The sequence below is a fragment of the Sinorhizobium sp. genome, from assembly GCF_059070375.1.
In genome coordinates this window covers 2,081,524-2,102,799 of sequence record NZ_JCACWC010000003.1, presented here as the reverse complement: position 1 = coordinate 2,102,799, position 21,276 = coordinate 2,081,524, and the positions used below count along the sequence as shown (strand labels likewise).

16 protein-coding genes and 1 pseudogene are annotated in these 21,276 nt (G+C 63.0%); 15 read left to right on the top strand and 2 right to left on the bottom strand.

Features of this window, described 5'->3' with window-relative positions; all coding sequences use genetic code 11:
* Positions 1–27 precede the first annotated feature (27 nt).
* Together AC5J09_RS22185 and cyaD2 are read left to right on the top strand one after the other, a co-directional pair.
* A complete protein-coding gene (locus AC5J09_RS22185; RefSeq protein WP_324761925.1) occupies positions 28–843 on the top strand; it encodes an alpha/beta fold hydrolase in 816 nt (271 codons plus the stop codon).
* A 124-nt stretch (positions 844–967) separates the two neighbouring features.
* Entirely contained in the window at positions 968–3,145 is a 2,178-nt protein-coding gene (cyaD2, locus tag AC5J09_RS22180) for an adenylate cyclase CyaD2 (protein WP_275597768.1), read from the top strand.
* Between the two features lie 61 nt (positions 3,146–3,206).
* On the opposite strand, the gene AC5J09_RS22175 is transcribed toward cyaD2, so the two are convergent.
* A complete protein-coding gene (locus AC5J09_RS22175) occupies positions 3,207–4,115 on the bottom strand; it encodes a FecR family protein (protein WP_324761923.1) in 909 nt (302 codons plus the stop codon).
* A 763-nt stretch (positions 4,116–4,878) separates the two neighbouring features.
* Here AC5J09_RS22175 and cobU point away from each other — a divergent pair.
* The 12 genes and pseudogenes from cobU (at position 4,879) to AC5J09_RS22115 (ending at position 19,587) form a co-directional block, all read left to right on the top strand.
* A complete protein-coding gene (cobU, locus tag AC5J09_RS22170) occupies positions 4,879–5,406 on the top strand; it encodes a bifunctional adenosylcobinamide kinase/adenosylcobinamide-phosphate guanylyltransferase (protein ID WP_100673749.1) in 528 nt (175 codons plus the stop codon).
* Positions 5,407–5,409: 3 nt separating this feature from the next.
* Entirely contained in the window at positions 5,410–6,474 is a 1,065-nt protein-coding gene (gene cobW, locus AC5J09_RS22165; protein ID WP_494298496.1) for a cobalamin biosynthesis protein CobW, read from the top strand.
* 39 nt (positions 6,475–6,513) lie between these two features.
* Positions 6,514–10,329 (top strand): cobaltochelatase subunit CobN, encoded by a 3,816-nt coding sequence (gene cobN / locus AC5J09_RS22160; RefSeq protein ID WP_494298495.1) that lies wholly within the window; start codon positions 6,514–6,516, stop codon positions 10,327–10,329.
* 10 nt (positions 10,330–10,339) lie between these two features.
* The gene (gene cobO, locus AC5J09_RS22155) at positions 10,340–10,984 is read left to right on the top strand and encodes a cob(I)yrinic acid a,c-diamide adenosyltransferase (protein WP_324761919.1); all 645 of its coding nucleotides are present in this window, start codon (positions 10,340–10,342) and stop codon (positions 10,982–10,984) included.
* Positions 10,984–11,409, top strand: coding sequence for an EamA family transporter (locus AC5J09_RS22150; RefSeq protein ID WP_411923339.1), 426 nt, complete (start codon positions 10,984–10,986; stop codon positions 11,407–11,409). The genes cobO and AC5J09_RS22150 overlap by 1 nt, the downstream gene beginning before the upstream one ends.
* Positions 11,410–11,569: 160 nt before the next feature.
* Entirely contained in the window at positions 11,570–12,736 is a 1,167-nt protein-coding gene (locus tag AC5J09_RS22145; RefSeq protein ID WP_494298494.1) for a transporter substrate-binding domain-containing protein, read from the top strand.
* Positions 12,733–13,347, top strand: a complete 615-nt coding sequence (locus AC5J09_RS22140; RefSeq protein WP_494298493.1) for an ANTAR domain-containing response regulator — start codon at positions 12,733–12,735, stop codon at positions 13,345–13,347. The genes AC5J09_RS22145 and AC5J09_RS22140 overlap by 4 nt, the downstream gene beginning before the upstream one ends.
* A complete protein-coding gene (locus tag AC5J09_RS22135; RefSeq protein ID WP_102761297.1) occupies positions 13,328–14,224 on the top strand; it encodes an ABC transporter permease in 897 nt (298 codons plus the stop codon). The genes AC5J09_RS22140 and AC5J09_RS22135 overlap by 20 nt, the downstream gene beginning before the upstream one ends.
* Complete coding sequence (locus tag AC5J09_RS22130) at positions 14,224–15,144, top strand: ABC transporter permease (protein ID WP_494298492.1); 921 nt, start codon at positions 14,224–14,226, stop codon at positions 15,142–15,144. Before AC5J09_RS22135 ends, AC5J09_RS22130 begins: the two co-directional genes overlap by 1 nt.
* Positions 15,145–15,185: 41 nt before the next feature.
* Positions 15,186–16,802 (top strand): ABC transporter substrate-binding protein, encoded by a 1,617-nt coding sequence (locus AC5J09_RS22125; protein ID WP_494298491.1) that lies wholly within the window; start codon positions 15,186–15,188, stop codon positions 16,800–16,802.
* Complete coding sequence (locus AC5J09_RS22120; protein ID WP_494298490.1) at positions 16,792–17,736, top strand: acetamidase/formamidase family protein; 945 nt, start codon at positions 16,792–16,794, stop codon at positions 17,734–17,736. Before AC5J09_RS22125 ends, AC5J09_RS22120 begins: the two co-directional genes overlap by 11 nt.
* A 68-nt stretch (positions 17,737–17,804) precedes the next feature.
* Positions 17,805–19,587 (top strand): annotated as a pseudogene (locus tag AC5J09_RS22115) (ABC transporter ATP-binding protein).
* Positions 19,588–19,610: 23 nt separating this feature from the next.
* Here the strand turns inward: AC5J09_RS22115 and AC5J09_RS22110 are convergent.
* Complete coding sequence (locus AC5J09_RS22110; RefSeq protein WP_379943136.1) at positions 19,611–20,396, bottom strand: TSUP family transporter; 786 nt, start codon at positions 20,394–20,396, stop codon at positions 19,611–19,613.
* A gap of 325 nt (positions 20,397–20,721) precedes the next feature.
* Here AC5J09_RS22110 and AC5J09_RS22105 point away from each other — a divergent pair, with 325 nt between their 5' ends.
* Entirely contained in the window at positions 20,722–21,150 is a 429-nt protein-coding gene (locus tag AC5J09_RS22105; protein WP_379943169.1) for a cobalamin biosynthesis protein, read from the top strand.
* The last annotated feature ends 126 nt before the right edge of the window (positions 21,151–21,276 follow it).

Genomic DNA, 21,276 nt, shown 5'->3' with positions numbered 1-21,276 from the left:
AGAAAACGGCTCGTTGAAAGGATCGAAATGCAGCAATACGACGACGATCTTCGGCAGTTCGAAGCCCAGGGCGCACCGGCTCTGCCTCCGGCCGCGGAGCAGGGCTATGTGGAGCGCGATGGCGCCCGGATATGGTATTCGACATATGGCGCGGGAGCACCGGTGGTCCTGTTGCACGGCGGCCTCGGCCACAGCGGCAATTGGGGCTATCAGCTTGCGCCGCTTCTTGAGGCCGGCCGTCGCGTCGTGCTCATCGACAGCCGCGGACATGGGCGCAGCACGCGCGATGAACGGCCCTACAGCTACGAAATGATGGCGTCCGACGTCCTTGCCGTCACCGACATGCTGGGGCTTCAGAAGTTCGCCGTGGTGGGATGGAGCGACGGAGCGTGCATCGGCCTCGTGCTTGCGAGCGAGGCTCCAACGCGCGTTGCCGGCGTCTTCTTCTTCGCCTGCAACATGGACCCGAGCGGCGCGACAGAATTCGAGGCCACTCCCGTTATCGACCGTTGCTTCGCCCGGCACCGGAAAGACTATGCCGAATTGTCGGCGACGCCTGATGAGTTCGATGACTTCGTCTCGGCCGTCAGCGAGATGATGAGTACGCAACCCAATTACTCGGCGGGCGACCTCGCCGGCATCCGAGTGCCGGTCGCGATCGTGCAGGCCGAGAACGACGAGTTCATAAAGAGAGAGCACGCCCAATATCTCGCCCGGAGCATTCCCGCAGCCGACTTGATCGCGCTTGAACACGTCAGCCACTTTGCGCCGCTGCAGAGGCCCGACGTGTTCAACGGCGCCATGCTTGCATTTCTCGACAAGGTGCTTCCAACCGGGACCTGAGGCTTTACACCCGTCGTCACGTTCTCCGTTGCATACGCCTTGCGAAAAATGCAGCATGGTTTTGGGGTAGGACGACCTCTTCGCTGCTGTGCATGGCGACGGCGTCCGGGCGAAGGGCGCTGCCATGGCACGCACGCAGCTAATAGGGGTCATTATCGGCCTGGTGATCGTCGCGGCGCTCACCGTGCTGCGCGCAAGCGATCCGCCACTTTTGCGTCTCGCCCGCGATCTCACTTTCGACGAGTATCAGCGCCTGGCGCCGCGCAGCTTCGAGGACGTTCCGGTTCGCGTCGTCGACATCGACGAGGCATCGCTGAAAGAGTTCGGCCAGTGGCCGTGGCCGCGCGACCGCGTTGCCGCACTGGTCGACCGGCTCTCGGAAATGGGGGCGGCGGTGATAGCCTTCGACATCCTGTTCTCCGAACCCGACCGTCTTTCGCCGCGCAGCGTCATGCGCGATGTCGCCGGGGTCGATCCGGCGCTCCTTGAGCGGCTGCCGGACAATGACGAGATACTCTCCCGATCGATCGCCGACCGGCCGGTCGTGCTCGGTTTCGGCCTTTCCAACGCAGGCAACTACCGGCCGCCGGTGAAAGCGGGTTTCGCCTTCACCGGCGAAAGCCCGCTCGATGCGCCGCCGCGGCTTACGGCTGCGACTCCTTTGAGGCCACAACTCGAAGCCAGTGCCGTGGGCCTGGGCCATATCAGCCTCAATCCCGGCAGGCCGTCGGCCGTTGTGCGCGCCGTCCCGCTGCTGTTGAGCGATGGCGAGCAACTCTATCCGAACCTGGCCCTCGAAGCGCTGCGCGTGGCTCAGGGCGCTTCCACCTACATCGTAGCGGGTGCTCCGGATGCGGCTGATACCATCACGCTGATAAAGGTCGGCGAATTCGTGGTGCCGGTGACCGCGGCGGGCGAACTCTGGCTCTATGTCAGTCCCGATCGCGGTGAAAGATATGTCTCTGCCGGCCGGGTGCTGGCGCCCGGCGGAGTTTCCGCCGAAACGAGGGCAGCGATCGAAGGCAGTATCGTATTCGTGGGCACGTCGGCAGCAGGCCTGCAGGACATCCGCACCACGGCTCTTGGACACGACGTGCCCGGCGTGTCGCTGCACGCGCAGACTGTCGAACAGGTTCTCTCGGGCCGTTTTCTCTCCCGTCCGGATTGGGCGGACGGGCTGGAAATCCTTGCGATCGCGGCTGCAGGCAGCCTGCTCGTCCTGCTGACCACCTTCGTCAGCCCGGCCGTCGCGCTTGCCTGCGGCCTTCTGATAACCGCGCTGGCCCTCGCGGCCTCCTGGTCAGCCTTCCTCTATGCAGGTCTGCTATTCGACCCTCTGGCTCCGATCCTTGCCGGATCGATCACCCATTTTGCGGCAACCGCGTATCGTTTCCTGGTCATAGACCGGGAGCGGCGCGTGGTTCGGCGCGCCTTTGGCCAGTACCTGTCGCCCTCGCTCCTCTATCGCATCGAGCATACGCATGACGCCCTGCGTCTCGGCGGCGACGATCGTGAGTTGACGATCATGTTCGTCGACGTGCGCAACTTCACGGAGATCAGCGAGCGCCTGACGCCGGGAGAGGTGGTCCGGTTTCTCAACACGCTTCTCGACGCGCTGAGCCGCCATGTCATCGCCAATGAGGGCACGCTCGACAAGTTCATCGGCGATTCGATCATGGCGTTCTGGAATGCGCCCGTCGACGTCGCCGATCACCCCGGCAAAGCCATCCGCGCCGCCTTGGCCATGCGCGAGACGCTCGCCCGCCTCAACGAGAGCGATGCCTTCGGCTTCGGGAGCGACCAAAAAGTGGCGATCGGTGTGGGGATCCATACCGGGCTTGCCTGCGTCGGCAATATGGGAGCGGAGATGCACTTCAACTATTCGGCCGTCGGCGACGCGGTCAACGTCGCCGCCCGGATCGAGGCCGCCTGCAAGGACGTCGGCTTCGATATTCTGATATCCGAGACGACGGCGGATTTGGGCGAACGGTGCGCCGTGCTGGAGGCGGGGGCGCTGGCGCTGAAGGGCAAGAGCACGCGAACGCGCGTATACGCCGTGATCGGTGACGAGCATATGGCCGCTTCGGCCGAGTTTTCCGAGCTGCAGCGCATTCATGAACAGTTGATCGGGGCGATGCGTTTAAGGTCACGGCCCCGCAGAGAACTCGTCAATGCCGCAAAGCTCAAGGCTCCGGCTCTGTGCGGGGGATTATCGGATTTCTACCGCCGCATCGGGCGCCGGACAGACCACTTTGCCGGTGAACCTTTGCCGTTCGCAGACGAAGTCAGATCCGCCGAATAGAGAGACCATTTGATCCAACGCACTTCCGGACGGAAAACCGTTACACACTTTTCCTGGTGCTCTAACCGCGGCCCTTCTTCGTGCCTGTATCCACTTGCCCGTTCTTGCCGGTATCCTGGCCCTTCTTGCCGGTGTCCTGCCCCTTCTTGCCCGTGTCCTGCCCCTTCTTCCCCTTGTCGAGGCCACGCTTGCCCGGCTCGTTGCTGGGCGTCTTGCCCGGGCGGGGCGCCTTTTGCGGGCTTGCTTTTTCGGGCGGCCGCGCCCGTTCCGGCGTGGTCGGTTTGATCTCGATCGCGGCTGAAATACCGCAACTGCCGCTCATGCTGCCGAAGGAGGCAGAAAGTCTTTGGTCGCCCGAAAGAAAGGGCAAGGCCTTCCGGTTTCCGAGTGTCGCCAGTGTGCGGCGACCGGCCTTGTGCGTGTCCGTCATGGTGCCGTCGCGCTTTGCGATCACGCAATCGCAGCGTCGGGTGAGCTGCTGGCATCCTGCCGGGCCGCAGAACCGGGCCGCGCCCTCCAGGAGAACGATCGCCGTCGTTCCGTCGTTGCCGATGTAGAAGTCGAACACGGTTCCGCGTACGCCGATCGTTCCGGCAGGCGTCAAGATCTGATAGGCCGAGTGCTTCGAATTTCCGCTGATCCAACGAAACGTGCCTTTGGCGGCGGCGACGGTGAGTTGCTGCACCGATTTCGAATCGTTGAAGACGAACTTGTCGATGACGACGGAAGAGCCTGCCCCCACCGCCAATTTACTGCCGTCGCGGAACACGAACTGGCCGAGCCCAGATCGGGACGTGCTTATTCGCTCGTCCCGGTGAACAGCGTCCCGCTCCACGAGCGGCCCGCCGCTGCCGGTGACGACCGTCCTGATCCGGACCGCTTCTCCAACCGGTTCGGCGGCAATCGTCGGCATGGAACCGTAAAACGCTGCGCCCAAAGCAGCGATTGCGGCACGACGCAAGTGAAACATCGCACCCTCCACGATGATCTCCTGCGGCCGACGTGGTCCGCGGATCATGAACGTGAATGATAACCGGATCGACACAATGTCGCCGGACCCCAAGCATTCATTCTTATCATGGCCGGGCCGGAAGTGTCTGCCTACCCGTTCGGGGTAGCCGGCGCGAAAGCGCATTTCTGCCGTAATCGGCGGTCCCGGTGTCGCAGGCCGTCGATTGACTTTGCCGCCGCCGCTTCATAATTAACGCAGTATGGATGGTTCCCTCGTGCCGAGGTGGGGCGAGGGAGTAAATGGGAATGCGACGGGGCGGACCCACGCCGGGCGCCTTTATCGCAGCCGACCCCGCGACTGTAGAACGGTCAGGGTTCGCCATCGGGCATTTCGCCGGATTTCCACGCGCTGCATGGGGCAGTCTCGTGAAGTTTGGTGGCATGTCGGAAAAGCCACTGGCGTGGCATTGCGATGAGCCAGGCAGGACGCCTCTTCTTCTACGAATCGTCCGCCTTTCGCGATGCCGCAAACGCCGGGAAGGCGAGGCGAGCCCGTTCGGTCTTTTGCCGCATCGTTTTTCGGGCCGAGCCGGTTCGTCGAACGTGCGGCCATGAGGATCGTGACGCCGTGAGCCAGGAGACCTGCCATCCGTCAGGGCATTCCGCCCGAGGGGAGATGCTCCCCGATGCCAGCACGGAGGTTGTCGTGGCTCACAGGTCTTCGATCGAACGCGTTCTCGGCGCGCGCCGTTGCCGCTATAGCCTTCTCTAGGGCAGGCGGTATGGACATTTCCAATCTCGGCCCGATCCTCGTGCTTGGCGGCGCGCGTTCGGGAAAATCCACCTTCGCGGAAAAACTCGTCGAGGCCACCGGGTCTCCGATGCACTATCTTGCGACCGGCCGGGCCTTCGACGAGGAGATGCGGGAACGCATCGCCCTTCACCAGGCTACTCGGCAGGGGAAGGGTTGGACCACCCACGAAGAACCGCTCGATCTCGTGGGGCTGCTTCGCCGCATCGATGAGCCCGGCCGGGCTGTCCTCATAGACTGCCTGACCCTGTGGGTGACCAATCTGATGATGGAGGAGCGCGACATGGCCGCCGAATTCGCCGCGCTCGCCGCCTTTCTGCCCGCGGCGCGCTCGCGACTCGTTTTCGTCTCTAATGAGGTCGGTCTCGGGATCGTCCCGGAAAACCGGATGGCGCGCGACTTTCGCGATCACGCCGGCCGGCTCCACCAGATCGTGGCGGAGAAATCCGCAGAAGTTTACTTTGTCGCGGCCGGACTGCCGCTGAAAATGAAGGGTTGATTCATGACACTCGCAAGGGCGCCGCAGGGCAAAATACCGGCTACCGTCATCACCGGCTTTCTCGGTGCCGGCAAGACGACGATGATCCGCAACCTGCTGCAGAATGCCGACGGCAAGCGCATCGCGCTGATCATCAACGAATTCGGTGATCTCGGGGTTGACGGCGATGTGCTGAAGGGCTGCGGAGCGGAAGCCTGCTCGGAAGAGGACATCATCGAACTGACCAATGGCTGCATCTGCTGCACCGTTGCCGACGACTTCATCCCGACCATGACGAAGCTGCTCGAGAGGGAGAACCGGCCGGATCATATCGTCATCGAAACCTCCGGACTGGCGCTGCCGCAGCCGCTCGTCGCCGCATTCAACTGGCCGGACATCCGCAGCGAGGTAACGGTCGACGGCGTCGTCACCGTCGTCGATAGTGCGGCGGTCGCCGCGGGCCGCTTTGCCGATGATCACGACAAGGTAGACGCGCTGCGCGTCGGCGACGATAATCTCGACCACGAGAGCCCGCTTGAAGAACTTTTCGAGGATCAGCTCACCGCCGCGGACCTCATCGTTCTCAACAAGACGGACCTTATTGACGCCGCGGGGCTGCAGTCCGTGCGCGAAGAGGTGGCCTCCCGCATCAGCCGCAAGCCGACGATGATCGAGGCGAGGAACGGCGAGGTAGCCGCCGCCATCCTGCTCGGGCTCGGAGTGGGTACGGAGGGCGATATCGTCAACCGCAAGTCTCACCACGAGATGGAGCATGAGGCAGGCGAGGAGCATGATCATGACGAGTTCGACAGCTTCGTCGTAGAGCTTGGCGCCGTAGCCGACCCTACTGCTTTCATCGAAAAGCTCAAAGGCGTCATCTCAGAGCACGACGTGCTGCGCCTCAAGGGCTTCGTCGACGTTCCGGGCAAGCCGATGCGCCTCTTGGTCCAGGCGGTCGGCAGCCGCATCGACCAGTATTTCGACCGCGCATGGGCTTCCGGCGAAACACGCGGCACGCGTCTCGTCGTCATCGGGCTGCATGACATGGACGAGCCCGCCGTGCGCGCAGCGATTTCGGCGCTCGCGTGAAATGGCTTCGACTTTGAATGAGGAGTCCAGGGAGCATCCATGCATCTCCTCCTAGCTCAGAAAGGAACGATCGCCGACGGTAATGAGGCGATCGACCTGGGACAGAGCCCGGGCGACATATTGTTCCTGTCGGCGGCCGATACGGAGCTTGCCTCGATCGCGGCTGCCCATCGTCAGCGCGCGGGCGCAAGAAGCCTGCGGATCGCCAGCCTCATGAATCTCATGCACCCCATGTCGGTCGACACTTACGTCGAACGCACGGCGAGGCATGCGAAACTGATCGTCGTACGGCCGCTCGGTGGTGCGAGCTACTTCCGTTACGTCCTCGAGGCGCTCTACGCCGCGGCGATTGCGAATAAGTTCCAGATCGCCGTGTTGCCGGGCGACGACAAGCCGGACCCGGGCCTCGACCCGTTTTCCACCGTATCGGTGGAAGATCGGCAGCGCCTTTGGGCGTATTGCACCGAAGGCGGCGCGGAGAATGCCGGCCTGTTCCTCGATTACGCGCAGGCATTGATCGATGGCGGCGACAAGCCGCAGCCGGCGCGGCCGTTGCTCAAGGCGGGGATATGGTGGCCTGGCAGGGGCGTGATCGGCGTCGAGGAATGGGTGCGCCTGTCCGAAACGCGTCCGGCTGTAACCCCCGGTCAGGCGGACAGAGCGGGACACGAACCCACCGTCGCCATCTGCTTCTACCGCGCGCTCGTCCAGAGCGGAGAGACGAAGCCGGTGGAGGCGCTGATCGAAGCTCTGGCGGCCGAGGCTGTGCGGGCGCTCCCCGTTTTCGTCTCCAGCCTCAAGGATCCGGTCTCGATCGGCACGGTCGAAGCGATCTTCGCCGAAGCAGTGCCGGATGTCGTGATGAACGCCACGGGCTTTGCCGTTTCCGCACCCGGCGCCGACCGCCAGCCGACCGTGCTCGAATCAGGCGGCGCGCCGGTGCTGCAGGTCATCTTTTCCGGCTCGTCGCGGGAGGCCTGGGAAGCTTCGGCTCAAGGGCTGATGGCCCGCGATCTCGGCATGAATGTCGCGTTGCCGGAGGTGGACGGGAGGGTTCTCTCCCGTGCCGTTTCCTTCAAGGCTGCCTCGGCTTACGACCCGCTGGTGGAGGCCAATATCGTCGGACACGAGCCGCTTGCCGATCGCGCGCGTTTCGCGGCGCGCCTCGCCGCCAATTGGACGAAGCTGCGCCGGACACCGCCCCGGGGCCGCCGGGTTGCCATCGTTATGGCCAACTATCCGAACCGCGACGGGCGCCTCGGAAACGGCGTGGGTCTCGATACGCCTGCCGGCACGATCGAAGTGCTGAAAGCGATGACGGCAGAAGGCTATGCTGTCGGCAATGTTCCTGATGACGGCGACGCGCTGATCCGCTTTCTGATGGCCGGGCCGACCAATGCGGCGAGCGGCGACCGTGAAATCCGCGAAACGATTTCCTTGAATCACTACAAGGGTTTCTTCGAAGCGCTTCCGAAAAAGATTCAGCAGGAAGTGACCGCGCGCTGGGGCGCGCCGCAGGCCGACCCCTTCTACATCGACGGCGTATTCGCTCTGCCGCTTGCGCGCTTCGGCGATGTGCTCGTGGGCATCCAGCCGGCGCGCGGCTACAATATCGATCCGAAGGAAACCTATCACGATCCGGACCTCGTGCCGCCGCACGGCTATCTCGCTTTCTATGCCTATCTGCGCGAGGTATTCGGCGCCCATGCGATCGTCCATATGGGCAAGCACGGCAACCTCGAATGGCTCCCCGGAAAGGCGCTGGCGCTTTCCGAAGAGTGCTACCCCGAGGCGATATTCGGCCCGATGCCGCATCTTTATCCCTTCATCGTCAACGATCCCGGCGAGGGCACGCAGGCCAAGCGGCGAACCAGCGCCGTCATCATCGACCATCTGACGCCACCTCTGACGCGGGCGGAGTCCTACGGACCGCTGAAGGACCTGGAGGCGCTGGTCGACGAGTACTACGAGGCTGCGGGCGGCGATCCCCGGCGGCTCAGGCTGCTCAGCCGGCAGATCCTCGATCTCGTCCGCGACATCGGCCTCGACCACGACGCCGGCATCGAGAAGGGCGACAGCGAGAACCAGGCGCTCGAAAAACTCGATGCCTATCTCTGTGACCTGAAGGAAATGCAGATCCGCGACGGGTTGCATATCTTCGGCCTGGCACCGAAGGGAAGGCTTTTGACCGATCTTACGGTCGCGCTCGCCCGTGTGCCGCGGGGTCTGGGTGAGGGCGGAGATCAGAGCCTGCAGCGGGCAATTGCGGCGGACTTGAGATTGCACGTGGCTTTACCGCAACCCTTCGACCCGCTCGATTGCGTCATGTCCGATCCTTGGGCCGGCCCGAAGCCCGATCTTCTCGCCGCCCTCTCGGATGCGCCATGGCGCACCGCCGGCGACACCGTCGAGCGCATCGAACTGCTTGCAGCGAAGCTCGTTTCAGGCGAAATCGTCTGCCCGGTGGGATGGACCAACAGCCGCGCCGTACTTGACGTGGTCGAGACGCGGCTGAAGCCTTCGATCAAGAGCTCCGGCGAGGCGGAAATCAAGGGTCTGCTGACCGGCCTCGACGGCCGGTTTGTCGCCCCCGGTCCCTCGGGTGCGCCGACGCGCGGCCGTCCGGACGTGCTGCCGACGGGGCGCAACTTCTATTCGGTGGACAGCCGCTCCGTGCCGACTCCGGCCGCCTATGAGCTCGGCAGGAAATCGGCGGAGCTGCTTATCCGCCGCTACCTGCAGGACCACGGCGAATGGCCGTCCTCTTTCGGATTGACGGCCTGGGGCACCTCCAACATGCGTACCGGCGGCGACGACATCGCCCAGGCATTGGCACTGATCGGCGCAAAGCCCGTCTGGGACATGGCCTCGCGCCGCGTGACCGGCTACGAAATCATTCCGCTTGCCGTTCTCGGCCGTCCCCGTGTCGACGTCACCCTGCGTATATCCGGCTTCTTCCGCGACGCCTTTCCCGAGCAGATAGCACTCTTCGACAAGGCGGTCCGCGCGGTCGGCGCGCTCGACGAGGACGATGCCGACAATATGATCGCCGCCCGCATGCGTGCCGAAACGCGGCGGTGGGAAGAGCGGGGCGCCGACGTGAACGAGGCTCGACGCCGTGCCTCCTATCGCGTCTTCGGTTCGAAACCCGGCGCTTACGGAGCGGGCCTGCAGGCGCTTGTCGACGAGAAGAACTGGGAAACGCGCGGCGATCTTGCCGAGGCTTACCTCATCTGGGGCGGTTACGCCTACGGTGCCGGCGAGGATGGAAAGGCGGAGCGGGGCCTTTTCGAGGAGCGCCTGCGCTCGATCGAAGCCGTGGTCCAGAACCAGGACAACCGCGAGCATGATCTGCTCGACAGCGACGACTACTACCAGTTCGAGGGCGGCATGAGCGCTGCGGCTGAGCATCTCGGCGGTCAGCGTCCGGCCATCTACCACAACGACCATTCGCGCCCCGAAAAGCCGGTCATCCGCTCGCTCGAGGAGGAGATCGGCCGCGTGGTGCGTGCCCGCGTCGTCAATCCGAAGTGGATCGACGGCGTGATGCGCCACGGCTACAAGGGAGCCTTCGAAATCGCCGCGACGATCGATTACATGTTCGCCTTCGCTGCGACCACCGGGGCGGTGCGCGATCATCATTTCGAGGCAGCCTATCAGGCCTATATTGCCGACGAAAAAGTCCTCCGGTTCCTGCGCGAAAAGAACCCGGCCGCGCTTTCGGAAATATCGGAGAGGCTGCTGGAGGCGATCGACCGCGGCCTATGGAACCCGCGCTCCAATTCGGCGCGATTCGAACTGAACAGCCTTTCCGGCCGCGCGGCTACCGACCGCCTGATGGCCGGAAACCAATAGGGAGGACATCATGAACGACGAGACCGCGAATACCGGCGAACCGCTCGCCGAGAAGGACGAAGCGCGCCACGCCATGAAGATGGCGAAGAAGAAGACCGCCCGCGACAAGATCATGGCCACCAAAACGGACGAAAAAGGCTTGATCATCGTCCACACCGGCAAGGGCAAGGGCAAATCGACGGCCGGCTTCGGTATGATCTTTCGCCACATCGCCCACGGAATGCCCTGCGCCGTCGTTCAGTTCATCAAGGGCGCCATGCACACGGGCGAGCGTGATCTGATCGAGAAACATTTCGGCGATATCTGCCAGTTCTACACGCTCGGTGAAGGCTTCACCTGGGAGACGCAGGATCGCGCGCGCGACGTCGCAATGGCGGCAAAGGCGTGGGAGAAGGCAAAGGAGCTCATCCGCGACGAACGCAACTCCATGGTGCTCCTCGACGAGATCAACATCGCGCTGCGCTACGACTACATCGACGTCGCCGAGGTCGTGCGCTTTCTCAAGGAGGAGAAGCCGCACATGACGCATGTGGTCCTGACCGGCCGCAACGCCAAGGAAGACCTGATCGAGATCGCCGATCTGGTAACGGAGATGGAACTGGTGAAACACCCCTTCCGCTCGGGCATCAAGGGTCAGAAGGGTGTGGAATTCTGATGACGCAGGCCTGGCAGTTCTGGGCGCTGCTCTCCGCGGTCTTCGCAGCGCTGACTGCCATTTTCGCCAAGATCGGCGTCGCAGACGTCACCTCGGACTTCGCGACGCTGATCCGAACAGCCGTCATTCTTGTCGTTGTCGTGAGCATCGTTGCCGTGACCGGACAATGGCAGCGCCCGACGGAGATTTCCGGCCGAACCTGGCTCTTCCTAGGTCTGTCCGGTCTTGCGACAGGGGCTTCGTGGCTCGCTTATTTCCGCGCGCTCAAGCTCGGCGATGCCGCTCGCGTGGCACCGGTCGACAAGCTGTCGATCATATTCGTCGCTGTGTTCGGCGTGCTCTTTCTCGGCGAGAAGCTCAATCTGATGAACTGGCTCGGCGTCTGCCTGATTGCGGCCGGTGCGCTTCTGCTGGCGGTATTCTAGCGGGCACGGCAAGATCCGGACAGGAAATCGTCGCCGCCATGTCCTTTCGTATTGACAAGTCGCATCCTAACGTTAGGCTTGGCTGAAATTATCTGTCGGCATCTGGGCCTCGAAGGGAAACTTTGTTTCTCTGCGGGGCCTTTTTGCATTTGAGGGGCGAATGACAGGCAACGTTACCTACCCGGTAGGAGTATTGTTCTCTCGGAGCGGGAGCTACGCGCAGCCGGCGGGCCAAGGCTTTGGCGGCGCAATGGCAGCGATCGAGCATGTCAATGCGTCCGGGCGTTTTCCGTTCAGGCTCGAGGCCCATCATCTCGATCCCGCAGGCGAGGCGGATCGCTATGCACCGCTTTGCAGGCAACTGATCCGCGAGCACGGCGTGCGCCATGTGGTGGGCTGCACCACCTCCTGGAGCCGCAAGGAAGTGATACCCGTGGTCGAGAAGCTCGACGCGCTGCTCTGGTATCCTTGCGTCTATGAAGGTTTCGAGGTTTCCGAAAACCTTATCTACGTCGCCGCCTGTGCCAACCAGCACCTGGTGCCGCTTCTCGACTATATCGCGCCGCGCTTCGGCAGCAGGGCGATGCTTGTCGGCTCCAACTATATCTGGGGCTGGGAGACCAACCGAATCGCACGCGACATTCTCCATCGCTCGGGCGGCGAGGTCATGGGCGAGCGTTTCGTGTCGATGGGCGACACGGATATCGTCCACCTGATCGACGAGGTACGCGACAAGAAACCGGATTTCATCCTGAACAACCTGATCGGCCCGTCGTCATACGCTTTCCTGCGCGCGCTTCACGCTCTCGCTGAAGCGGATGATCGCTTCCATCCGGATAAATGCCCGGTCATCAGCTGCAACCTTTACGAGGGCGAGATCGCCGGGCTCGGACACGCCGCGGCGGGGCATTTCACGGTCAGCTGCTATTTCCGCACGATCAAGTCGCCGGAAAACGACTCCTTCCTGAAGACACTTGCGGCGCTGGATCCGGGCGCCGTAGTCGATGCCTTCTATGTGCAGGCATTCAGTGCCGTGATGATGATCGCCGAGGCGATCGCGCGCAGCGGCAGCGACGATGCGGATGTTGTACGCGCCGCCCTGTGCGGGCAGGCGGTCGATACACCGCTCGGGGCCATCAGCGTCGATCGATGGACGAACCATGTGGAATTGCCGGCCCATATCGGCCGCGCGGGCGCAGATGGCAGTTTCGAGATCGTCAAGCTCTCGTATGAAGCCATCACGCCGGATCCGTTCCTGACATCCACGCCGCTTGTCCGCCCGATGGGAGGGAACGAGGCGCGGCCTGAGCTGAAGGTGGTGAAATGAGATCTGTTCATAACACCCCGAATTTCGATGGCTGGCGGGCGCTCATCCTGCACCGGCCGCATCAGAACGTCGACGCTCTCTTTGCCCAATGCGCCCGCATAGGCATTGCGGCGGAACAGGCCTGGCCGGATTTTCCCGGTGACCGATCTGCAGAGGAGTTCAACGTCCTCCTTATCGACGCAGATATGGGCCACGACGAGCAATTTCCCTGGCGTCAGGGGGAAGCCCCCATGCCGATGATCGCACTGATCGGCTCCGAGGCGCCCGGCCGCATCGCCTGGACTATCGCGCAAGGGGCCGACGCGCAGCTTCTGAAGCCCATCGGCAGCGCCGGGCTGTACAGTGCACTGATGGTCGCAAGCCACAGTTTTGTCCGCCGCCATGCGCTCGATCGTGACGTCGCCGCATTGAAGCATCGCCTCACGCGGCGCCAGGAACTTGCGGAGGCAACGGCGCTGCTGATGCTCCGGAAGAACTGCGGGGCCAGCGAAGCCTACCAGCACCTGCGCCTGACCGCGATGTCGAGCAGCTGCAGCATCGAGGACGTCGCCGCGGCGATCGTCCAGGAATTCGAGAACCACGGATTGAAGAATGCCGACCATGGTCGCTGAAACGGCGCGCAGCAAAGAGAATAGGACACCGGGCGTGTGGACGCGCCTCCTTCGCAGGCCGCTTGCGCTCATCGGTCTTGCGGTCATCATCGTGGTGGTGGGCGCAGCAGCGCTTGCGCCTTGGATCGTGCCCTATGACCCGCACGAGCAGTTCTTCGAGGGTCTGACCATTGAAGGCGCGCCGCTGCCGCCCAACAGTCAATTCTGGCTCGGTACCGACCTTGTCGGACGCGACCTCCTGAGCCGGCTGATCTATGGCGCGCGCACCTCGCTCGTCATCGGCGTGGTCGCCAATGGCATTGCCGTCGTCATCGGCTCGCTCGTCGGCATTGCAGCCGGCTATTTCCGCGGCTGGGTGGACACCGTGCTGATGCGCTTCACCGACCTGATGATGGCCTTTCCGGCGCTCCTCCTTGCCATCGTTCTGGCCGCGATCTTCACACCCAGCCTCTGGATCGTTGCGATGGTCATCGCCATGGTGAACTGGGTGCAGATCGCCCGCGTCGTCTATACCGAAACCCGCTCGATAGCCGAGCGCGATTTCGTGACTGCCGAGCGGGCCATGGGGGCCGGCGCCGGCCGCATTCTCTTCCGTCACATTCTTCCGCATCTCCTGTCCACGATCATCGTCTGGGCGACGCTCGGGATTGCGACGACGGTGCTTTTGGAGGCGACCCTTTCATTCCTCGGTATCGGCGTGCAGCCGCCCATCCCCTCCTGGGGCAATATCATCTTCGAAAACCAGACCTATTTCACTTCGGCACCGTGGCTGGTGTTCATACCGGGTGCGGCGATCCTGGCGCTCGCGCTCGCCTTCAACCTGGTCGGCGATGCGCTGCGGGATGTTCTCGATCCGACGCAGCAGGGGAGGCATTGATGGCAGCCTATATCGCGCGGCGACTGCTTCAGACGGTCGTCATCCTGCTTGGTATCAGCTTCGTCACCTTCGTTCTCCTCTATTTGATACCGGCCGATCCGGCCAGACAGATCGCCGGCCGCAGCGCAACGGCTCAGACCGTGGAGAACATCCGCGAACAGCTCGGGCTCAACCTGCCTTTCTACGAGCAGTATCTGCGCTATGTTTCCGGCCTCGTGCAGGGCGACTTCGGCCGCTCCTACCTGCAGAAGACCGAAGTCGCGACGCTGATCGCGTCGCGGCTTCCCGCAAGTCTCGTGCTGATGGCCGGAGCCATCACTTGTGAACTGATCTTCGGTCTCACGATGGGGATCGTCGCGGCGCTTCGGCGCGGCTCACGCACCGACGATACGCTGATGATCGCCTCTTTCGTCGGGGTGTCGGCGCCGCAATTCGTGATCGGCATCCTGCTGCTTTATGTCTTCGCCGTGAAGCTCGGCTGGTTCCCGATTGGCGGCTATGGCACTTTCGCCCATCTGGTCCTGCCCTCCGTTACGCTCGGCTTTCTGGGCGCCGGCTGGTATTCGCGCATGATGCGTTCCTCGCTGATCGAAGTGATGCGCCAGGATTTCATCCGCACGGCGCGCGCAACCGGTGCGGGCCGCGCCAAGGTCCTGTTCCGGCACGCAATGCCCAACGCGATACTGCCCGTTATCGCGATGATCGGCATCGACATCGGTCTGTTCATGTCCGGAATAGTCGTGGTGGAAAGCGTCTTTGGCTGGCCCGGCATCGGCCAGCTTGCCTGGCAGGCGATCCAGCGGGTGGATATCCCGATCATCATGGGCGTCACGCTCGTCTCTGCGTTTGCCATCGTGCTCGGCAACCTGGTCGCCGATCTCATCACACCGCTTATCGACCCGCGCATCAAGCTGCGCTGACGCGGGAAGAACCAACAGCAGCACGAAGAAAGGAACTTCAGATGAGGAACTTGCTACTGGCCGGCGTCTGCGCCGCTGCCCTCTTGGGAACTCCTGCGCTTGCCGACGACATCAAGCAGGGTGGCGAAATGACCGTCACCTACAAGGACGATGTTTCGACACTCGATCCGGCGATCGGCTACGACTGGCAGAACTGGTCGATGATCAAGTCGCTGTTCGACGGCCTGATGGATTATGTCCCGGGCACGACCGAGCTGCGTCCCGACCTTGCCGAATCCTACGAAATCTCTGAAGACGGCAAAGTCTTCACGTTCAAGCTGCGCCAGGGCGTCAAGTTTCACAATGGCCGCGAGCTGACGGCCGAAGACGTGAAATATTCGATCGAGCGCGTGGTGAACCCGACGACCCAGAGCCCGGGCGCCGGCTTCTTTTCGACGATCAAAGGCTTTGAAGATGCCTCTGCCGGCAAGGCGGAGGGGCTGTCCGGCATCACGGTGCAGGATCCGCACACGATCAGGTTCGAACTGACCCGTCCAGACGCCACATTCCTCCATGTCATGGCCCTCAACTTTGCCCATGTCGTGCCGAAGGAAGAGGTCGAGAAACACGGCGCCGACTTCGGCAAGAATCCCGTCGGCTCCGGCGCGTTCAAGCTTGCCGAGTGGACGCTTGGACAGCGCCTCGTTTTCGAGCGCTTCGCCGACTACTGGAACGAAGGGCTTCCGAAGCTGGACCGCATCACCTTCGAGGTTGGCCAGGAGCCGGTCGTCGCGCTGCTTCGGCTGCAGAATGGGGAAATCGACGTGCCCGGGGACGGCATTCCGCCGGCCAAGTTCGTCGAAGTGACGAATGATCCGAACTTCAAGGACCTGATCATCCAGGGTGGCCAGCTGCACACCGGCTATGTGACGATGAACGTCAAGATGCCTCCCTTCGACAAGGTCGAGGTGCGCAAGGCTGTGAACATGGCCATCAACAAGGATCGTATCCTGCGTATCATCAACGGTCGCGCGGTTGCCGCCAACCAGCCGCTGCCGCCCTCGATGCCCGGCTACGCAAAGGACTATGCAGGTTATGCCTACGATCCCGACGGTGCCAAGAAGCTGCTCGAGCAAGCTGGCCTCGCGGACGGGTTCTCGACCGAACTCTATGTCATGAATACCGACCCGCAGCCGCGCATCGCCCAGGCGATTCAGCAGGACCTGAAGGCGATCGGCATCACGGCATCCATCAAGTCGCTCGCACAGGCCAATGTCATTGCGGCCGGCGGCGAGGAAAACCAGGCGCCGATGATCTGGTCGGGCGGCATGGCGTGGATTGCCGATTTCCCCGATCCCTCGAACTTCTATGGTCCCATTCTGGGTTGCGGCGGTGCCGTGCCGGGAGGCTGGAACTGGTCCTGGTACTGCAACGAAGAGCTCGACAAGAAGGCAGCCGAAGCCGACGCCATCGTCGACCCGGCAAAGGCCGCGGAGCGCGAGGCCCTGTGGCGCGACATCTATCTGAAGATCATGGAGGACGCGCCCTGGGCGCCGATCTTCAACGAGGAGCGCTTCACCATCCGCTCCGAGCGTATCGGCGGCGACGACAAGCTGTTCGTCGATCCGGTCCACATCCCCGTCCATTACGATCAGGTATATGCAAAAGATGTGCAGTAACTGCGACTACACCATCCACGGACGCCATCACCATTACGGCTGGGATCATTCGATCCCGCCGGCGGAAACCGTGGCGCCCGGATCGCGGCTCGAGTTCAATTGCCTGGACTCCGGCTCCGGTCATTTCACCGCCGACAGCACGGTTGCCGATGTCTCGACGGTCGATTTTACGAAGGTCAATCCGGTCACCGGTCCCATCTATGTCGATGGGGCCAGGCCGGGGGACGCCCTGAAGGTGACCATCGAGCACTTCAAGCCGAGCGGCTTTGGCTGGACGGCCAATATTCCGGGCTTCGGGCTCCTCGCCGATCAGTTCGCCGAGCCGGCGCTGACACTCTGGAAATATGATCCGGCTACGCTCGCTCCCGCAGCCTTCGGCGAGCTCGGCCGCGTCCCCCTGAAGCCCTTCGCCGGCACGATCGGGCTCGCGCCGGCAGAGCCGGGGCTGCATTCCGTGGTTCCGCCGCGGCGGGTAGGAGGTAATCTCGACATTCGCGATCTGGCGGCGGGAACGACTTTTTATCTTCCCGTCGAGGTGGAGGGCGCCTTGTTCTCCATCGGCGACACGCATGCGGCGCAGGGGGATGGCGAAGTCTGCGGCACGGCCATCGAAAGCGCGATGGATGTGGTCGTGAAGCTGGAGCTGGTGAAGGACGCCAATCTCAAGATGCCGCGCTTTACCACGCCGGGCCCCGTCACACGGCATCTCGACGCCGAGGGTTATGAGGTCACGACCGGCATTGGAAGCGATCTGATGGGAGGTGCGCGTGCGGCCGTGTCCGGCATGATCGACCTTCTCTGTGCGACACGTGGCATGAAGCCGGAAGACGCCTACATGCTGTGCTCGGTCTGCGGCGACCTCCGCATCAGCGAGGTCGTCGACCAGCCGAACTGGGTCGTGTCCTTCTATTTCCCGCGCATCGTCTTTGCGTGACGAACGGCCCTGTTCCGCCTCGGCGGGGCAGGGCGTCCTTCTGATGACATTGCCGAGGCCTCTGCCCGATGACTTCCTCTCTGCTTTCCGTGAAGGAACTGACCGTCCAGGTGGCCACGCCGACCGGGCCGAAGGTCGTGGTGGAGCGTCTGTCCTTCGATCTTCTTCCCGGCAGGACGCTTTGTCTTGCAGGCGAGAGCGGATCAGGAAAGTCGATGACCGCGCTTTCGCTGATGCAGCTGCTGCCGAAGCCGATGGCACGTATTGCCGGCGGCTCGGCCACTCTCGATGGCGAGGACATATTGGCGCTTCCGGAAGCGCGCATGCGGCAGATTCTGCGGGCGCAAGATCGGGATGATCTTCCAGGAGCCGATGACCTCGCTCAACCCGGTGATGACGGTCGGCAATCAGCTGATCGGTGCGATCATCGCGCATGGAAACGCCAGTGGCCGGCGCGCCGCGCGGGTGCGGGCCGTAGAACTCCTGGACCAGGTTCAGATCCCGGAGCCGGAGCGGCGGCTCGGCCAATATCCGCACGAGCTTTCCGGCGGCTTGCGTCAGCGCATCGTCATCGCGATGGCACTCGCGCAGAACCCGCGAATTCTGATCGCCGACGAGCCCACGACGGCGCTCGACGTAACGGTTCAGGCGCAGATCCTCGCCCTTATTCGCAAGCTGCAGGCCGATCATGGGATTTCGGTGATCATGATCACCCATGACATGGGCGTGGTCGCGGAGATGGCCGACGAGGTGCTGGTGATGAAGCATGGCCGCACCGTCGAGCACGCAACCAGCAGGGATCTTTTCGCGCATCCGCAGGATGCGTACACGAAGGAACTCCTTTCCGCTGTGCCGCGCCTCGGCGAAATGGCGGGGACGGAGGCACCGAAACGCGCAGCGGGGAAGGCGGTCGCGGCAGGATCTAAGCCAGGCGACGAACAGCCGATGCTCGACGTCGAGAACCTGACGGTGCGTTTTGACATCAAGGGCGGCATCCTTCAGCGCCCGGTCAGGCGACTTCACGCGGTGGAAGGCATTTCTTTCTCCGTGCGCAGGGGTGAGACGCTGTCTCTCGTCGGAGAATCCGGTTGCGGCAAGTCGACGACCGGCAAGGCGCTCTTGAACCTTGTTCCGTGGACGGGAGACATCCGCGTCGACGGACGCTCCACGCATGGCTTGCGGGGGAGCACCATGCGGCCCATCCTGCGCGACGTCCAGATGATCTTCCAGGACCCTTACGCATCGCTGGATCCGCGAATGCGCGTCGGCGATCTGGTGGCCGAGCCACTGGTGATCCACGGACTTGCAAGCGGAACCGAGCTGCGTGACCGGGTGGAGTATCTTTTCAAGCGGGTCGGATTGTCGCCCGAGCAGATGAAGCGCTACCCGCATGAGTTTTCGGGCGGTCAGCGGCAGCGCATCTGCATAGCGCGCGCCCTGTCTCTCTCACCGAAGCTCATCGTCGCAGATGAGTCCGTCGCGGCACTCGACGTGTCGATCCAGGCTCAGGTGCTCGATCTCCTGCAGGACATCCAGGACGAGACCGGCGTCTCCTACCTGTTTATTTCTCACGACATGGCAGTCGTCGAGCAAATCAGCCATCGGGTAGCGGTCATGTATATGGGCCGTTTCGTCGAAACGGGCACGCGGCGGCAGATCTTCGAGAATCCGCAGCATCCCTATACAAAGAAACTGATGGCTGCCGTTCCCGTGGCAGATCCGAGTCGAGCGCGCCGGGACTTCGTGCCGAAAGCGGAAGACCTGCCCAGTCCCGTGCGCGCCCTGGACTATGTGCCGTCCTTCCCGCCGCCATCGGATCTGGGCGGCGGACATCTCGTCTGGAGCGGCTGAACGCTCGTCGGTTTTCGACTGGCCTAAAGCCCCAGCCAGATCCGCAGCGGATATCCCGGATCGGCGAGCAGCCGGATGGCGAGCGCGATCGAAACGACGACCAGCAAAGGCTTGATGATCTTCGCACCCTTTGCCATCGCATAGCGCGAGCCGACCTGCGCGCCGAGGAACTGGCCGACGCCCATCGTCAGGCCGATCTTCCACAGCACGACGCCGCTGAGTAGGAAGACGAAAAATGCGCCGATATTGGAGCCGAAGTTCAGGAATTTCGTGTGCGCCGTCGCCTTGAGGATGCCGTAGCCTGCGAGGGAGACGAAACCGAGCATGAAGAAGGAACCTGTACCCGGACCGAAAACGCCGTCATAGAGGCCGATTAGGGGCACGAAGGTGATGGTGAACAGGAACACCGACAGCCGCCGATGCTTGTCGATGTCGCCGATATTCGGCTTGAAGCCGAAGTAGAGCGCGATGCCGATCAACAGGAACGGCAGCACGGCCTCCAGGACGTCCGCGGGAACGACCGTCGCCAGCAAGGCGCCCAAAACTGCGCCCCCCGCCGACATCAGGGCCATCGGGAGCTGCTCCCTGAGGTTCACGTGACCGTGCCGGGCATAGGCGATGCTCGCCGACCCGGAGCCGAAAAGGGATTGCAGCTTGTTGGTGCCCAGCGTCTCGAGCGGTGGAATCCCCGCAATCAGCATGGCCGGGATGGTGATCATCCCGCCGCCGCCGGCGATCGAATCGATGAAGCCGGCAAGGAATGCGGCCGCAAAAAGAAAGAGCAGTATGTGGAGGGCTAGGTCGTGCACTGGAGTCTCGAGCGAATAGGGCGGCGGAACTGCTTCAGCCGCCTTGTGTCAGAGCTGACGCCGAAATGCAAAGCATTGTCTGACGCCGATTTCGTGGCCGCACGGTTTGCGACACGTGGATGGCGCAATCCGGTTTGACCGGCCTGAAACGCTCCGATAAAAATGACGATCATGCGACGGCGTCCGTTCAGGCGGACTGAAAGAGCGTCCGGTGCGGCCGACCCATGCAGGGGGCTTGATCCGGTGCTGTCCGGACCGGTACGTGGCATTTGCCAGGCCGGCGCTTCGTATGGAACGCCGACGCCGCATGGGAGCCGCACCGCATATGCCTTCCGCCGAAGGACACATCACCGCCGAACTCGTGCTCGGCCTTGGCTGCGAGCGCAACACTGCGCCCGAAGAGGTGATCGCGCTTGCCGAACAGGCGCTTGCGGATGCCGGCGCTTCCGGCAGGGATGTCGCACTCGTCGCCTCTCTGGATGCGCGGACCGATGAGCCCGCGATCCATGCGGTGGCGCGGCACTTTTCGGTGCCTACGCATTTCTTCGACGCTGCCACGCTGGAGGCGCAATCGTCGCGTCTAAAAAATCCATCGAAGGTCGTCTTTGCCCATACGGGTTGCCACGGCGTCGCTGAAGGCGCGGCTCTGGCGGCCGCCGGGTGCGACGCGGTTCTGCTTGTACCTAAGATCCGATCGGTGCGGGCGACGGCGGCAATCGCCGGACCGGCTGATTTTGCAAAGGGAGCCGTGTAATGGCCTCGGCCGAATTTTGCAGTTTCTTTGATGAGCGGATTCAATTATCTGCCATTGTTTCCTGCATAACGACTTCAAGTTTTTCCTTCGTCGGATCGGATAGAATGCCTTGCTTTGCCCGGAGTA

Coding starts and splice junctions, on each gene's coding strand:
- AC5J09_RS22185 (WP_324761925.1), top strand. CDS start 28: ATGCAGCAATACGACGACGATCTTCGGCAGTTCGAAGCCCAGGGCGCA.
- cyaD2 (WP_275597768.1), top strand. CDS start 968: ATGGCACGCACGCAGCTAATAGGGGTCATTATCGGCCTGGTGATCGTC.
- AC5J09_RS22175 (WP_324761923.1), bottom strand. CDS start 4,115: ATGTTTCACTTGCGTCGTGCCGCAATCGCTGCTTTGGGCGCAGCGTTT.
- cobU (WP_100673749.1), top strand. CDS start 4,879: ATGGACATTTCCAATCTCGGCCCGATCCTCGTGCTTGGCGGCGCGCGT.
- cobW (WP_494298496.1), top strand. CDS start 5,410: ATGACACTCGCAAGGGCGCCGCAGGGCAAAATACCGGCTACCGTCATC.
- cobN (WP_494298495.1), top strand. CDS start 6,514: ATGCATCTCCTCCTAGCTCAGAAAGGAACGATCGCCGACGGTAATGAG.
- cobO (WP_324761919.1), top strand. CDS start 10,340: ATGAACGACGAGACCGCGAATACCGGCGAACCGCTCGCCGAGAAGGAC.
- AC5J09_RS22150 (WP_411923339.1), top strand. CDS start 10,984: ATGACGCAGGCCTGGCAGTTCTGGGCGCTGCTCTCCGCGGTCTTCGCA.
- AC5J09_RS22145 (WP_494298494.1), top strand. CDS start 11,570: ATGACAGGCAACGTTACCTACCCGGTAGGAGTATTGTTCTCTCGGAGC.
- AC5J09_RS22140 (WP_494298493.1), top strand. CDS start 12,733: ATGAGATCTGTTCATAACACCCCGAATTTCGATGGCTGGCGGGCGCTC.
- AC5J09_RS22135 (WP_102761297.1), top strand. CDS start 13,328: ATGCCGACCATGGTCGCTGAAACGGCGCGCAGCAAAGAGAATAGGACA.
- AC5J09_RS22130 (WP_494298492.1), top strand. CDS start 14,224: ATGGCAGCCTATATCGCGCGGCGACTGCTTCAGACGGTCGTCATCCTG.
- AC5J09_RS22125 (WP_494298491.1), top strand. CDS start 15,186: ATGAGGAACTTGCTACTGGCCGGCGTCTGCGCCGCTGCCCTCTTGGGA.
- AC5J09_RS22120 (WP_494298490.1), top strand. CDS start 16,792: ATGTGCAGTAACTGCGACTACACCATCCACGGACGCCATCACCATTAC.
- AC5J09_RS22105 (WP_379943169.1), top strand. CDS start 20,722: ATGCCTTCCGCCGAAGGACACATCACCGCCGAACTCGTGCTCGGCCTT.